The 14,584-nt window shown below is 78.8% G+C and carries 9 protein-coding genes and 1 riboswitch; of the genes, 8 read left to right on the forward strand and 1 reads right to left on the reverse strand.

The window, feature by feature from the left end:
• Positions 1-2 precede the first annotated feature (2 nt).
• From ACI780_RS05295 to ACI780_RS05310, 4 genes are all read left to right on the forward strand, one after another.
• Positions 3-4,586 carry an HAD-IC family P-type ATPase gene (locus tag ACI780_RS05295; RefSeq protein ID WP_457001262.1) on the forward strand — a complete coding sequence of 1,528 codons (4,584 nt, stop codon included), beginning with the start codon at positions 3-5 and terminating at the stop codon, positions 4,584-4,586.
• A gap of 207 nt (positions 4,587-4,793) precedes the next feature.
• Positions 4,794-6,638, forward strand: a complete 1,845-nt coding sequence (locus tag ACI780_RS05300; RefSeq protein WP_457001264.1) for a serine/threonine protein kinase — start codon at positions 4,794-4,796, stop codon at positions 6,636-6,638.
• 25 nt (positions 6,639-6,663) lie between these two features.
• On the forward strand, positions 6,664-7,269 hold the full coding sequence (locus ACI780_RS05305; protein WP_457001266.1) for a DNA-directed RNA polymerase subunit alpha C-terminal domain-containing protein: 606 nt from the start codon (positions 6,664-6,666) through the stop codon (positions 7,267-7,269).
• 145 nt (positions 7,270-7,414) lie between these two features.
• A riboswitch (cyclic di-AMP (ydaO/yuaA leader) is annotated at positions 7,415-7,568 on the forward strand.
• Between the two features lie 249 nt (positions 7,569-7,817).
• Positions 7,818-8,783 (forward strand): hypothetical protein, encoded by a 966-nt coding sequence (locus ACI780_RS05310; protein WP_457001268.1) that lies wholly within the window; start codon positions 7,818-7,820, stop codon positions 8,781-8,783.
• On the opposite strand, the gene ACI780_RS05315 is transcribed toward ACI780_RS05310, so the two are convergent.
• The gene (locus tag ACI780_RS05315) at positions 8,771-9,988 is read right to left on the reverse strand and encodes an ROK family transcriptional regulator (RefSeq protein ID WP_457001270.1); all 1,218 of its coding nucleotides are present in this window, start codon (positions 9,986-9,988) and stop codon (positions 8,771-8,773) included. The two genes, ACI780_RS05310 and ACI780_RS05315, sit on opposite strands and share 13 nt — an antisense overlap.
• A 103-nt stretch (positions 9,989-10,091) precedes the next feature.
• On the opposite strand from ACI780_RS05315, the gene xylA reads away from it, so the two are divergent.
• The 4 genes from xylA to ACI780_RS05335 all read left to right on the forward strand — a co-directional run bounded on the left by xylA (position 10,092) and on the right by ACI780_RS05335 (position 14,582).
• On the forward strand, positions 10,092-11,279 hold the full coding sequence (gene xylA, locus ACI780_RS05320) for a xylose isomerase (protein ID WP_456868714.1): 1,188 nt from the start codon (positions 10,092-10,094) through the stop codon (positions 11,277-11,279).
• Positions 11,279-12,676 (forward strand): xylulokinase, encoded by a 1,398-nt coding sequence (xylB, locus tag ACI780_RS05325; RefSeq protein ID WP_457001273.1) that lies wholly within the window; start codon positions 11,279-11,281, stop codon positions 12,674-12,676. The genes xylA and xylB overlap by 1 nt, the downstream gene beginning before the upstream one ends.
• An 84-nt stretch (positions 12,677-12,760) precedes the next feature.
• Entirely contained in the window at positions 12,761-13,564 is an 804-nt protein-coding gene (locus ACI780_RS05330; RefSeq protein WP_457001275.1) for a sulfite exporter TauE/SafE family protein, read from the forward strand.
• A gap of 106 nt (positions 13,565-13,670) precedes the next feature.
• Positions 13,671-14,582: a hypothetical protein gene (locus ACI780_RS05335; RefSeq protein WP_457001277.1), complete on the forward strand. Its 912-nt coding sequence runs from the start codon at positions 13,671-13,673 to the stop codon at positions 14,580-14,582.
• Positions 14,583-14,584: the final 2 nt, after the last annotated feature.

A 14,584-nucleotide genomic window follows, 5' to 3' on the forward strand; every position in this document is an offset into this window, starting at 1 on the left:
CGATGAGCGTGCTGCGGCGGGCCGTCCCCGCCCGGCGCGCCCTGTCGGCCACCGCCCGCGTCGCGGTTGCGGGCGTGCAGGTGGCGGCCACGCCCGCCCTCCTCACCGCCGGGCTGCTGGCCGGCACGTCGCGGGCCGCGGTGCGGACGGCGTCGGGGCTGACCTCGCGGGTGGCCGGGCGGCCGGTCGACCTCGCGCAGGCGGCCGTGTCCGGCGCCCGCTCGGTCGGCACGCTCGTGACCGGCGCCGATCCGCTGCCCACCGGGCGGGTCCGCGACCTCGCCGGGGTCGTCACGGGGGTGTTCGAGCCGGTGCACCGCCGCCGGACGCCGCGCGTGTGGGCCGACCGGGGGCTGGTGCAGGTCGAGGTCCCGGCGCCGTCCCCGGACGCCCCGCCCGAGGCCCGGCACGCGCTGCGCCGGCAGCTCGAGCGCCTCGAGGGCGTGCAGTGGGCGACGGTCAACGACGTCCTGGGCCGGGTCCTGGTCGGCGTCGACCAGCGGCGGGTCGACGTGGAGGACGTCGTCGAGAGCGTGCGGTCGGTGCAGGCCGCCGGGCGCCGGCGCGGCGTCCTGCCCGAGCCGGCCGACCACCCCGCCGACCTCGAGCCGCTGCTGGCCGCGGCGGCCGCGGCGGCGGTCGACGCGCTCGGCGTCGCCGCCGCGCTCACCGGCCGGGCGCTGCCGGTCCCCGCGCTCAGCCGGCACGCCACGCTGGCGGTCACGCTGCTCGACAGCCAGGACTGGTTCACCGAGCTGCTCGTGCGGCGGATCGGCCGGTTCGGCGCCCGGCTGGCCCTCGAGGGGCTCTCGGCGGTGCTGCACTCGGCCACCCAGAGCCCCACGGTCCCCGCGATCAACGCGGCCGCCTCCGCCCTGCAGGTGCTGGAGGTGCGGGCCCGGCGCCAGGTGTGGCGGCGGCGCGAGCAGGAGCTGTGCCGCCCCGAGCCGGACGCCGCCGACCCCGACTCCGCCGACCCCGACCCCGGCCCCGCCGACGCCGGGCGGCGGCCGGTCCCCCTGGCGGCGGGTGCCGTCGGCCGCTACCAGTCCCGGCTGGGGCCGACGACGACCGCGCTCGCGCTGACCGTCCTGGCCCTCACCGGCCGGCCCGGCCGCTCCGCCGACCTGGTCAAGGCCCTCTCGCCGAAGGCCGCGCTGCAGGGCTCCGAGTCCTTCGCCGCGACGCTGGACCTGCTGCTGTGCCGCTCCGGCGTGCTGCCGCTCGACGGCGCCGCCTACCGCCGCCTCGACCGCGTCGACTGCGTCGTCGTCGACGGCGGCGCGCTGTGCACCGGCCCGCCGGTCGTGCTGGAGGCGACCGCCGAGGCGGACGGGTGGGACGACGCCGCCGTCTGGACCGCCGCGTCCCGGCTGCTCGCCACCGACGCGGCCGCGGACGGCGGCGGGCGCGGCACCCGGCTGAGCGACCCGCGCGAGGCCCCGGACGCGCCGGGCGCGGTGCTGCGGACCGTGTACGACGGGCGCCGCCGGGTCGGCACCGTCCTGGTCGCCCCCGAGCTCGACCCGCACGCCGAGGCACTGCTGACCACCGCGGCCGCGACCGGCTCCCGCCTGGTGCTCACCCCCCACGCCGGTGCGCGGGAGGTCACCGGGCTCGCCGACGAGGTGGCGCCGGGGGACGAGTCGCTGCACGCCGTGGTGCGCCGCCTGCAGGCCGACGGCCGCGGCGTGCTGCTCGTCGCCGACGCCGGCACCGCCGCGCTGCTGGCCGCCGACGTCGCGGTGGCCCCCGTCCGGCCGGACCGGTCACCGGCCTGGGGCGCGGACCTGGTGACCGGGTCCGGTCTGGCCGACGCCTGCCGGGTGGTCCGGGCGGTGACCGACGCGCGGGCGGTGGCCCGCCGCTCGGTGCAGAGCGCGGTGACCGGCAACGTCCTGGGCGGCCTGCTGGCCGCCGTCGGGTCGGCCGGCCGCGGGCAGCGCCGGGCGACGACGCCGGGCAAGACGGCGACCGTGTGGGCGATGGCCGACGGCACCGTGACCGCCATCCGGGCCGCGCGCCGTCCACCGCCCGCGCCGTCGGTGCACACCCCGTGGCACGCCCTCGACCCCGACGACGTCCTGCGCCGGCTGGCGGAGCTGCCCCGGGCCGACGACGCGCCGCCCGGGCCGCTGGCGCGGGCGTGGCGGCGGGGGACCGGCGTGGCGGCCGTGCGCGTGCCGGTCCGGTTCGGGCGCACGGTCGCCGCGGAGCTCGCCGACCCGCTCACCCCCGTCCTCGGTGCCGGCGCCGGGGCCACCGCGGTCCTCGGCGACACCGTCGACGCGTTCCTGGTCGGCGGGGTCACCGTCGGCAACGCCCTGCTCGGGGCGGTCCAGCGGATGCGCGCCGAGACCGCCCTGGAATCGCTGCTGCTGGAGCAGGACGCCTGCGTGCGCCGGGAGACCGACGGCGGGCCGGAGGAGGTCCCGGCGGGCGCGCTGCGGGTCGGCGACGTGGTCCTCGTGGCCTCCGGCGACGTCGTGACCGCCGACGCCCGCCTGCTCGAGAGCGAGGACCTCGAGGTCGACGAGTCCAGCCTGACCGGCGAGTCGCTGGCGGTGGCCAAGTCCGTCGCCGCGACGCCGGGCGCCGAGGTCCCCGACCGCCGCTGCGTGCTCTTCGACGGGACGACGGTGGTCGCCGGCAGCGGGCGCGCCGTCGTCGTCGCCGTCGGGTCGGCCACCCAGGCCGGGCGGGCCGCGCGGGCGGCCGGGGGCACGGCTCCGGCCGCGGGCGTCCAGGCCCGCCTCGCCGAGCTCACCCGGTCGGTGCTGCCGCTGACCCTGGCCGGCGGCGCCGCGGTCACCGCGCTGGGCGTGCTCTGGCGCCGGCCGTTGCGCGAGGCGGTCGGCGCGGGGGTCGCCGTCGCGGTCGCCGCCGTCCCCGAGGGCCTCCCGCTGGTCGCCACGGTGGCGCAGCAGGCCGCCGCCCGCCGGCTGTCGCGGCGCGGGGCCGTGGTGCGCAGCGCCCGCGTGCTCGAGGCGCTCGGGCGGGTGGACACCGTCTGCTTCGACAAGACCGGGACCCTCACGGAGAACCGGCTGCAGGTGGTGCGGCTGGTGCCGCCGGCCGGCGGTGGGGACGACGAGGAGGACCTGCTCCGCCTCGCCGCGGCCGGGGTGGGCACCGGCGACGCCGAGGCCCACGAGACCGACCGCGCCGTCGTGGCCGCCGCCGACGACCGCGGCGTGGCGTCCGACGGGGAGCCGGAGGCCTCGGTGCCCTTCGCCACCGGGCGCGGCTTCTCCGCCGCACTGCGCTCGGGCCGGCTGGTGGTCAAGGGCGCGCCGGAGGTCGTGCTCGGGCTGTGCACCGACGCGGGCGGTGCCGGGGACCGGGTGCGGGAGCTGGCCGGCGAGGGGCTGCGGGTGCTCGCCGTCGCCGACCGGGAGCTGGACGGGCAACCGGAGGACCTCGAGGCCGCGGCGACCGGGCTCACCCTGCGCGGCCTGGTGGGCCTGGCCGACACGGTGCGCGGCTCGTCGGCCGCGGCGGTCGAGCAGCTGGGTGCCGCGGGCATCCGGGTGCTGGTGGCCACCGGCGACCACCCCGAGACCGCGGCGGCGATCGCGGCGCAGGCCGGCGTGCCCGACGCCGACCGGGTGGTCACCGGCGCGCGGCTGGCGCGGGCGTCGGAGGCGGAGCGGGCCCGCCTGGTGCAGGAGTCGGCGGTGTTCGCCCGGCTCACCCCCGAGCACAAGGTGCTGCTCGTCGGCGCGCTGCGCCGCGCCGGGGCCACGCTGGCGATGACCGGCGACGGGGTCAACGACGCCGCCGCGATCCGCCTGGCCGACGTCGGGGTCGGCGTGGCCGGCGCGGAGTCGCCCGCCGCCCGCAGCGCCGCCGACCTGGTGATCACCGACCTCGACCTGACCCGCCTGGTCGACGCGGTCGCCGAGGGGCGGGCGCTGTGGTCGCGGGTGCGCGACGCCGTCGCCGTCCTCGTCGGGGGCAACGCCGGCGAGGTCAGCTTCACCGTCCTGGGCACCGCGCTGGGCGGGCGCGCGCCGGTCGGCACCCGCCAGCTGCTGCTGGTCAACCTGCTCACCGACATGTTCCCGGCGCTGGCCGTCGCCGTCGCCCGCCCGCGGGCGGCCGCCGCGGGCGAGGACGACGGGCCGCTGGCCGGCCACCCGCTGGCGCCGGTGCTGCGCGCCGGCCCCCACCGCGGGTTCGACCGGGCGGTGCGGCGCCAGGTCGCCGTCCGCGGCGCGGCCACCGCCGCCGGCGCGACGGGCGCGTGGGCCACCGCGTGGCTCTCGCTGTCGCGCCGCCGGGCGAGCACCGCGGGGCTGGCCGCGCTCATCGCCACCCAGCTCGGCCAGACCGCCTGGGCCGGCCGCCGCAGCCTGCTGGTGCTCGCCACCGCGGCCGGCTCGCTGGCCGTGCTGGCCCTGGTGGTGCAGACGCCGGGGATCAGCCGCTTCTTCGGCTGCACGCCGCTGGACCCGCTGTCCTGGCTGGTCGTCCTCGCCTGGGCCGCCGCCGGCACCGCCGGTGCGGAGGTCGTCCCGGCGCTGCTGCGGCGCCGGCGCGCGGTCGGGAGCCGTCCGGCCGCACCTCCCGTGCCGGCCGCCTGATCGCCCGCCCCACCCGGCGACCCGTGCGCGGGTCCGCGGCACCGGTGCGCGCGGACCGCCGCCCTCCGGAGGGGTTGAGGACCGTGACCAGCGGGAACCGGAGGGAGGTGCCCCGGAGGACGGGTCCGGGCGCACCGCAGACGCCCCGCTGGGGCGGGCGTCCGGGGGACGGCCCTCGCGGGCACAGCACGGGACGGAGCCAGGGACGTGACCTCGCTGGGGACCGGCCGGCAGACGCTGGGGGACCGCTACGAGCTGCAGGAGCTCATCGCCACCGGCGGCATGGGCCAGGTGTGGCGGGGGCGCGACCAGCTGCTGCAGCGGCCGGTCGCGGTCAAGGTGCTGCGCAGCGAGTACGCCGACGACCCTGTCTTCCTCGAGCGGTTCCGCTGCGAGGCGCGGCACGCGGCCGCGCTGAGCCACCCCAACATCGCCGCGGTCCTCGACTACGGCGAGTCCGACGACGCCGGCACCGGCGAGCACCTGGCCTACCTGGTGATGGAGCTCGTCGACGGCGCGCCGCTGTCCGAGCTGCTGGCCGTCGACGGGCCGCTGGAGCCCGACGCCGCGCTGTCGGTGCTCCGGCAGACCGCGGCGGCGCTGTCCGAGGCGCACCGCGCGGGCCTGGTGCACCGCGACGTCAAGCCGGCCAACATCCTCGTGCGGCCCGACGGGCGGGTGAAGCTCACCGACTTCGGCATCGCGTGGTCGGCGCAGAGCGTGCCGCTGACCGGCACCGGCCAGGTGATCGGCACGGCCCGCTACATGTCGCCGGAGCAAGCGGCCGGCGAGCGGGTCAGCCCCGCCAGCGACGTCTACGCCCTCGGCCTGGTCGGCTACGAGTCGCTGACCGGGCACGCGGCGTTCGACGGCACCAACCCCGTGACGGTGGCGCTCAAGCAGGTCCGCGAGGACCCGCAGCCCCTGCCCGACGACGTGCCGCCGCGCGTCCGCTCGCTCATCGGCGCCGCGCTGGTCAAGGACCCCGGCGAGCGGCTGCCCGACGCCGGTGCGTTCCTGACCGCCGTCGAGGAGACGATCGAGCAGGCCGCCCGGCCGGCGCCGCCCGTCCCGCCGGCGACCCGCGCCGTCGCGGCCGATCCCGTGGAGACGGCGGAGGTGCCGGCAGCTCCCGCGCCGGGCGGCGTGGCGGCCCGCCGGCGCACGCGCCTGCTCGTCCTGACCCCGGTGCTGGCGCTGCTGCTGGTGGGCCTGCTCGCGGTCCTCCTGTGGCCGGGCGGCTCGGGCGGCGACCCGGCCCCGGCGCAGGCCGCGGAGACCAGCGCCGGCGCGGGGGGCAGCGCGGCGGCGGCCACCGCGACCGTCCTGACGGCGAGCGACCACGTCGGCCGCCCCGCCGACGAGGTCGCCGCGGACCTCTCCGCGCTCGGGCTCACCGTCGAGCAGCGGACCGAGGAGACGACGGCCGTCGAACCCGGCACGGTCGCCGACCTGGACCCGGTGGGTGTCCCGCTGCAGCGCGGCGACGTCGTGACGCTCGTCGTCGCCACCGCACCCTCGGCGCCGGCCCCGGCGCCCGGTGGCGGCGCGCCGGCCGGGAGCGCGGGCGGGACGGCACCCGAGAGCGCGCTGTCCGGGCCGGCCCCCGCACCGGCGGCCACCGCACCCGCGGAGCCCGCGCCGGCAGAGCCCGCGCCGGCAGAGCCCGCGCCGACGGACACGGCGCCGACCGACAGCGCACCGACCGACAGCGCACCGACCGACGCCGCGCCCACGGACGCCGCGCCGACGGACACGGCGCCGACCGGCACGACACCGACCGACACCACGCCGACCGACACCACGCCGACGGACACGGCTCCGACCGGCTCCACGCCGACCGACACCGCGCCCACGGGCACCCCGCCCACCGACCCGACGACCACGGACCCGGAGCCGTCGGACCCGGAGCCGTCGGACCCGGAGCCGTCGGACCCGGCCACGTCGGAGCCGTCGGCACCCGCCTCGTCCCCGCCGTCGTCCGCGGGCTCGGCGACGTCGTCGGCACCGGCCGGCGCCCCTCCGGCCCCCGACACCGGCGCGGCCGGCTGAGCGGCGGCGGTTAGGGTCCTCCGCCATGCCGACCAGCTCACCCGGGGACGCGACGGCGGGGACGATCGAGGCGCTGGGCCTGCCCACCCGGGCGGTCACCGCGCTGACCCGCGCCGGCATCACCGACGTCGCCGCGCTCGCCGCCCTCACCCGCCGCGAGCTCGCCGCCGTCCCCGGCCTCGGCGCGGGACTGGTCACCGCGATCCGCCGGGTCGTGCCCGAGCCGCCGACCACCCTGCCCCGCACCGCGACGCCCGCGCGCGACGACCGGCTCGCGCCGCCGGCCGACGACGACGGCGGCCCCGACTCCCCGGCCATCCCCTCCTTCGCCTCGCTGCGCGACCCGCGCCGCCGCACCGCGCTGGACCTGCTGGTGCCCGAGTCCGGCACCCCCGACGCCGAGGCCTGGAGCGAGCCCGCGCCCGACCCCGGGCCGCCGGCCGGGCGTCCCCCGGCACCGCCGGGGGACGCCGGCCGCGGTCCAGCCGCCGCGCCCCGCCCGGCCGAGTACGCCGACCTGCTGCGGCTGGGCGCGCGGCTGGCGCGCGTCGCGGTCACCGTGCCCGGCCGGGTCGCGCTGTGGTCGGTCCGCACCCAGGTCGACTGGCTGCGCCGGCTGCTCGGCAGCTGAGCCGGGCCGGGCGCGGCGCCGGCGACACGCCGGGCGGGGACGCGACGCTCGTCACGCTCGCCCGGGCCGAGATTGTCACGGAGCGGTAACGGCCACTACCGTGGCCGCCGTCCGACCGGTCGTCGCGTCCCCGTCCGGGGAGTCCGGACGGATGCCGCCGAGTCGCCCTCCGGGGCGAGCCGGGGACCCACCGCACCACTGGGGTGAATCCCGCACGCCGGACGCCGTCCGGCCGCGGGTAGGGCTGCTTCCCGCCCGAACCCGTCAGCTGACCCGGTAGGCGGCCATCGGGAGAAACGGAGAGCCGCCGGATGGCGCGCTTCTGCAGCACGACCGCACCACCCCGCCGGCTCCGCCGCACCCGGGTGCGCTCCCGCATCTGACCGCGCCCGGCCGTCCTCGACGCCGCACCGCGCCCGTCCGGACCTCCCGGACGGCGCACGCCGGTGCGCCCGCGTCGCGCTCGACGGCCGTGCCGCCTCCTGCCCGCACCCCACCACGGCGCCGCCCCGGCCGCGCCGTGCCTCCCCCTGGAGCACCCCCACCGCATGGACGCCCGCACCACCGGCACGGACGCCGCCACCGCCGAGATCCGCCGTTCGCCCGACACCCCCGACGGCCCCGCGCGCCGCCGCCCGCCCGTCCGCCGGCCCGCCCTGCTGCTGGGCGTGGCGGCCGCCGGCGCACTGCTGGCCAACGTGCTCGTCGCCCCCGACCCGGCCGCCGAGGCGCAGGCCGGGACGTCGGAGACGGTGACCGTCGCCCAGGCGCTGGGCCTGCCCGCGCGCACCGGCCCGGCCGCCGAGGCACCGCCGGTGCAGCCGGAGGACCTGCAGCCGCTGGAGGCCCTCGCGGCCAGCCGCGGCAGCCGCGAGGCCGCCGAGACCGCCGCCGCGCAGGCGCAGGCCGGCGCCGACCAGGCCGTGCTCGACGCCCAGGCCGCCGAGGCCGCGGCGCGGGCCGCCGCGGAGGCGCAGGCGGCGGCGGAGGCCCAGGCGGCCGCCGAGGCGCAGGCCGCGCACGAGGCCGCGCAGGCGCAGGCCGCCGCGGAGGCCGAGCAGGCCGCCTCGGCCGACCAGGGGTCCGCCGAGGCCGCCCCGGCGGCGGCGTCCTCCTCGTCGTCCTCGGCCACCGGCACCACGGCGTCGCGGGTCGCCCGGATCACCAACACCTCCGGCCCCGTGCGCGCGGTGGTGCAGGCCGCCGCCGACGCCGTGGTCAGCAACGTCCCCGGCGCCGCCTCGATCACCCTCGGCGGCACCCGCGCCAGCGCGACCGACCCCGGTGGGCACCCCTCGGGCCTGGCGCTGGACTACATGGTCATGAGCGACACGGCCCTCGGTGACGCGATCGTGCAGTACCACATCGCGCACTGGGACGAGCTCGGCGTCGACTACCTGATCTACGAGCAGAAGATGCTCTCCTCGCCCGGCGGCTCGTGGTCGCAGATGGAGGACCGGGGCAGCGCCACGGCCAACCACTACGACCACGTGCACGTCAACTACACCGGCTGAGGGATCCCGCCCAGCCACCGCACCGGGTCCTCGAGCACCGCGTCGAGGGCGCGCAGCGCCGCGCCGGTCGCCCCCGCGGCCGGCGTGGTGCCGCCCGCCGCCACCTCCGGCCGGCGCCACCGGGCCGAGAGCACCCGCCGGGCCAGGTGCTCCTCCAGCCGCGGGCGGAGCAGGCCGGTGAGCTCGGCGAGGTGCCCGCCCAGGACGACCGTGGGGATGTCGAGCACGTTGACCACCCCGGCCAGCGCGACGCCGAGCGCCCACGCCGCACTGTCCAGGGCGCGGCGGGCACCGGGGTCGCCGGCCTCGGCCCGGGACCGCAGCTCGGCGGGGCCGGCGTCGGCGGGCACCCCGGCGGCGGCCAGCAGCGCCAGCCGGCCGGCGTAGCGCTCCAGGCACCCCGTCGACCCGCACGGGCAGTCCGGCCCGGCCGGGTCGACGCAGACGTGGCCGATCTCGCCGGCCCAGCCGGAGCTGCCGGTCATCACGCGGCCGGCCAGCACCGCGGCGCCGCCGATGCCGATCTGCCCCGACAGGTAGACGAAGTCGCGGTGCGCCCCCGGGCGGCCCGGCGCGTCCTCCGCCACGCTGCGCGCGGCCAGGTCGGCCTCGTTGCCCAGCACCGGCACCGGCGCGCCGGGGAGGAGGTCGGCGAGCACCTCGGCGGGGCGCACCCGCGACCAGCCCAGGTTGGGCGCGCGCAGCAGCAGGCCCCGCCCGGCGTCGACCAGGCCAGGCAGCGCCAGTCCCGTCCCCACCACCCGGACGCCGTCGGGCAGCGCGGCGAGGACCTCGGCGCCCAGCCGGCCGAGCAGGGCCAGCGTGGTCCCCGGGTCGCTGCCGCGCAGGTCCTCCTCGTGCAGCCGCTCGGCCACCGTCCGCCCGCGCAGGTCCAGCACCCGCACGGCGACCAGCCCGGCGTCGACCTGCATGCCCAGCCCCGCCGGCCCGGAGCCCGGCGCCAGCGGGGTGGCCGGGCGGCCCCGTCGCGCGGCGGGCCCGCGCTCCACCTCGTCGAGCAGGCCGCCGGCGACCAGGTCGTCGACCAGGCGGGACGCCGTGCCGCGGGCGGTGCCCAGCGCCGCCGCGACGCCGGCCCGGGACAGCTCGCCGGGGTCGGCGCACACCGCGCGCAGCACCAGCGCCAGGTTGGTCGCCCGCAGCGTCGACTGCCGGGCGCCGGTCGTCGCGCGGCCGTCGTCCACGGGTTGAGGTTATCGGCCCGGATCGTTTATGTTCTACCGCAGCACAAAAGCGGTGGCCCGCGTCACCCGGACGAGCGCCCCGGTGCCCGGCGGAAGGATCCCCATGCCCCTGCAGCCCACCCGTGAGGACAGGTTCAGCTTCGGTCTGTGGACCGTCGGCTGGCCGGCGCGCGACCCCTTCGGCGACGCGACCCGCCCCGCGATCGACCCGGTCGAGTCCGTCGAGAAGCTCGCCGAGCTCGGCGCCTACGGCGTCACCTTCCACGACGACGACCTGATCCCCTTCGGCAGCGACGACAGCCAGCGCACCAAGACCATCGAGCGGTTCAAGCAGACGCTGGCCGACACCGGCCTGGTCGTCCCGATGGTCACCACCAACCTGTTCACCCACCCGGTGTTCAAGGAGGGCGCGCTCACCGCCAACGACCGCGGCGTCCGCCGGTACGCGCTGCGCAAGGTCATGCGCAACATGGACCTCGCCGCCGAGCTCGGCGCCTCCACCTACGTGCTGTGGGGCGGCCGCGAGGGCACCGAGGTCGACGGCGCCAAGGACCTCAAGGCCGCGCTCGACCGCTACCGCGAGGGCATCGACACCCTGGCCCAGTACTCCGAGGACCGCGGCTACGGCCTGCGCTTCGCGCTGGAGCCCAAGCCCAACGAGCCGCGCGGCGACATCTTCCTGCCGACCATCGGCCACGCCATCGCCTTCATCCACAGCCTCGAGCACGCCGACCTGGTGGGTGTGAACCCCGAGGTCGGGCACGAGCAGATGGCCGGGCTCAACTACACGCACGGCATCGCCCAGGCGCTGTGGCAGGACAAGCTCTTCCACATCGACCTCAACGGTCAGAAGGGCCCGCGCTACGACCAGGACTTCGTCTTCGGCCACGGCGACCTGCTGAGCGCCTTCGCCACCGTCGACCTCCTGGAGAACGGCTTCCCGTCCGGCGGTCCGCGCTACGAGGGTCCGCGCCACTTCGACTACAAGCCGCTGCGCACCGAGGACCTGCGGGGCGTGTGGGAGTCGGCCGAGGCGAACATGCGCAGCTACCTGCTGCTCAAGGAGCGCGCGCAGGCCTTCCGCGCCGACCCGGAGGTGCAGGAGGCCCTCGCCGACGCCGCCGTGCCGGAGCTGGCGCAGCCGACCCTCGGCGAGGGCGAGTCGTTCGACCAGCTGCTCGCCGACCGCTCGGCGTTCGAGGACTTCGACGCCGACGCCGCCGGCGCCCGCCGGGGTGGCCAGGTGCGCCTGTCCCAGCTCGCCGTCGAGCACCTGCTCGGCGCCCGCTGATGTCGCTGGTCGCGGGGGTCGACACCTCGACCCAGGCCTGCAAGGTCGTCGTCCGGGACGCGGCGTCCGGTGCCCTCGTGCGCGAGGGCCGGGCGCCGCACCCGGAGGGCACCGAGGTGCCCCCCGCGGCCTGGGCGGCCGCCCTGGAGCAGGCGGTGGCGCAGGCCGGCGGGCTCGACGACGTCGCCGCCGTCGCCGTCGGCGGGCAGCAGCACGGCATGGTCTGCCTCGACGAGGACGGCCGGGTCGTGCGCGACGCCCTGCTCTGGAACGACACCCGCTCCGCCGCCGCCGCCGCCGACCTCACCCGCGAGCTCGGCGGTCCGCAGGCCTGGGCCGACGCCGTCGGGCTGGTGCCGGTGGCGTCGTTCACCGTCACCAAGCTGCGCTGGCTGGCCGAGCACGAGCCGGAGCACGCCGCGCGCACGGCCGCGGTCTGCCTGCCGCACGACTGGCTGACCTGGGTGCTGGCCGGGACGCCGGGCCTCGACGCCCTCGTCACCGACCGCGGCGACGCCAGCGGCACCGGGTACTGGTCGGCGGCCACCGGCGAGTACCGCCCCGACCTGCTCGAGCGCGCGTTCGGGCGCAGCCCGGCCGTCCCGCGGGTCCTCGGCCCGGCCGAGCCGGCCGGCCGGTCCGCCACCGGCGCCGTCCTCGGCCCGGGCACGGGGGACAACGCCGCCGCGGCGCTCGGCCTGGCCGCCGAGCCCGGCGACGTCGTCTGCTCGGTGGGCACGTCCGGCGTCGTGTCGATCGTGTCCGACACCCCCGCCGCCGACGCCAGCGGCGCGGTCGCCGGGTTCGCCGACGCCACCGGCCGCTTCCTCCCGCTGGTCGCCACGCTCAACGCCGCGCGGGTCCTCGACGCCACCGCCCGGCTGCTCGGCGTCGACCACGAGGAGCTGTCCCGGCTGGCGCTGTCGGCGCCGCCCGGCGCCGGCGGCCTGGTGCTCGTCCCGTACCTGGAGGGGGAGCGGACCCCGGACCGGCCGGACTCCACCGGCGCGCTGCACGGGCTGACGCTGGCCACCTCGACCCCGGCGCACCTCGCGCGCGCCGCGGTCGAGGGGCTGCTGTGCGGGCTGGCCGACGGGCTCGACGCCGTCCGCGCCACCGGCGCGCAGGTGCGGCGGGTGCTGCTCGTCGGCGGCGGCGCCCGGTCGGCGGCGGTGCGGGCGATCGCCCCGGCCGTGCTGGGCGTGCCGGTGCTGGTGCCGCCGCCGGGGGAGTACGTGGCCGACGGCGCCGCCCGGCAGGCCGCCTGGGTGCTGTCCGGGGACGCCGAGCCGCCGGCGTGGGCGCGGCCGGGCACCGAGGTGCACGAGGCCGACCCCACCCCGGCCGTCCGCGAGCGGTACGCCGAGGTGCGCGACCTGACCGCCCGCCGCACCTGAGCGCACCCGGACCCGCCGGTCCCGCCCCGGCGGGCCTGGGGGAGGCTGGCTCCCCGTGACGACGAGGACGCGGGGGGACCGCCGGTGAGCGAGGCGTTCCTCCCCGAGGGCCTCACCGGGGGGCTGCTCGCCCTCGTCCTGCTCGCCGCGCTCACGGCCGGCTGGGTGGACGCCGTCGTCGGCGGGGGCGGGCTGATCCAGCTGCCGGCGCTGCTGCTGGTCCCGGGACTGTCCCCGGTGCAGGCGCTGGCCACCAACAAGCTGGGGTCGGTGTTCGGCACCACCACCAGCGCGATCACCTACCAGCGGCGGGTCCACCCCGACCTGCGCACCGCGCTGCCGATGGCCGCGGTCGCCCTGGTGGGCTCGTTCTGCGGGGCGTCGGTGGCGGCGCTGCTGCCGGCGGAGGTGTTCAAGCCGGTCATCGTGGTCGCGCTGGTCGGCATCGCGCTGTTCACCGCGTTCCGCCCGTCGCTGGGCGAGGTGACGGCGCTGCGGCACACCGGCCGCCGGCACCACGGCACGGCGCTGGCCGTCGGGGCGGTCATCGGCTTCTACGACGGCGTCCTGGGGCCCGGCACCGGCTCGTTCCTGGTCTTCGCGCTGGTCTCGCTGCTCGGCTACGACTTCCTCAACGCCAGCGCCAAGGCCAAGATCGTCAACGTCGCCACCAACCTCGGGGCGCTGGCCTTCTTCGTGCCGCACGGGTCGGTGGTCTGGGGCCTGGGTCTGGCGCTGGGCGCGGCCAACACCCTGGGCGGTTACGTCGGCTCGCGGACGGCGACCAGCCGCGGCACCGGCTTCATCCGCGTCGTCTTCCTGGTGGTGGTCACCGCGCTGATCGTGCGGCTGGGCTGGGACGTCTGGACGGAGAACGTCCGCGGCTGAGGCCGATGGACCCTGGTGCCGACGGCGCTGGCGCGCGAGCCTGGGGCGCCGGTCGCGGTGTCCGGCGGAGCAGGGGGACCCGGGCCGGGGAGGCCGGCGGCAGCCCATGGAGCACGTCGACGAGCGGACACAGGACCCGGCCGAGGCGATCCGTCCCGGCACGAGGCGCCTGCTGGTGGCCTTCCTGGTGCTCACCCTCCTCGCGGTCAACCAGCTGTTCGTGCTCGCCGACGTGGCCGACCGGTTCTGGGCCTGGACCATCGCGACCGAGCCGACCGCCGCGTTCCTCGGCGCCGCCTACGGCGCCGGCGCGGTGCTGTCGGTGCTGTCGCTGCGCGAGGACCGCTGGAGCCGGATCCGCGTCCCGGTGCTCACCGTCACCGTCTTCACGGTCGTCACCTGCGTGGCCACGCTCGTGCACACCCACCGCCTGCACCTGCTGACCGGCGGGCCGGTGGCCCGGGTGGCGGCCTGGATGTGGCTGGCGGTCTACCTCGTCATCCCGGCGCTGTGCGTGGCGGTGGTGCTCGCACAGGAGGTCCGCCGCCGCGGGCGGCCGCCGGTGCGGGCACCGATGCCGGGCTGGCTGGCGGGGCTGCTGGCCGTCGAGGGGGCGGGCATGCTCGCGGCGGGCGGGGTCCTCTTCGCCGGCGGGCTGTTCGTGCACCACCACGTGGAGACCGTCACGTCCTTCTGGCCGTGGGAGATCACCCCGCTGAGCTCCCAGGTGATCGGCGCCTGGATGATCGCCCTCGGCGTGGCCGCGGCGCTGGTCATCCGGGAGCGGGACCTGGGCCGGCTGTTCGTCGCGGGGGTCACCTACACCGTCTTCGGGGTCCTCGAGCTCGTGGCGCTGGTCTGGTACCTGCCCGAGATGGACACCGGCGACTGGTGGGTGTGGGCCTACGGCGTGTTCCTCGTCGCCGTCGTCACCACCGGTGCCGTCGGCGCCCTGGCCGCCCGGGTCGCCCGGCGCGGCGAGGCCGGCACGGCGCGGACGCCGGCGGCGGCCGGCTGACC

This window comes from Geodermatophilus sp. SYSU D00814 (genome assembly GCF_054050055.1).

What these genes read in the sequence shown, in the direction of transcription:
- ACI780_RS05295 (WP_457001262.1), top strand. Translation starts at nt 3, where the DNA reads ATGAGCGTGCTGCGGCGGGCCGTCCCCGCCCGGCGCGCCCTGTCGGCC.
- ACI780_RS05305 (WP_457001266.1), top strand. Translation starts at nt 6,664, where the DNA reads ATGCCGACCAGCTCACCCGGGGACGCGACGGCGGGGACGATCGAGGCG.
- ACI780_RS05310 (WP_457001268.1), top strand. Translation starts at nt 7,818, where the DNA reads ATGGACGCCCGCACCACCGGCACGGACGCCGCCACCGCCGAGATCCGC.
- xylA (WP_456868714.1), top strand. Translation starts at nt 10,092, where the DNA reads ATGCCCCTGCAGCCCACCCGTGAGGACAGGTTCAGCTTCGGTCTGTGG.
- xylB (WP_457001273.1), top strand. Translation starts at nt 11,279, where the DNA reads ATGTCGCTGGTCGCGGGGGTCGACACCTCGACCCAGGCCTGCAAGGTC.
- ACI780_RS05335 (WP_457001277.1), top strand. Translation starts at nt 13,671, where the DNA reads ATGGAGCACGTCGACGAGCGGACACAGGACCCGGCCGAGGCGATCCGT.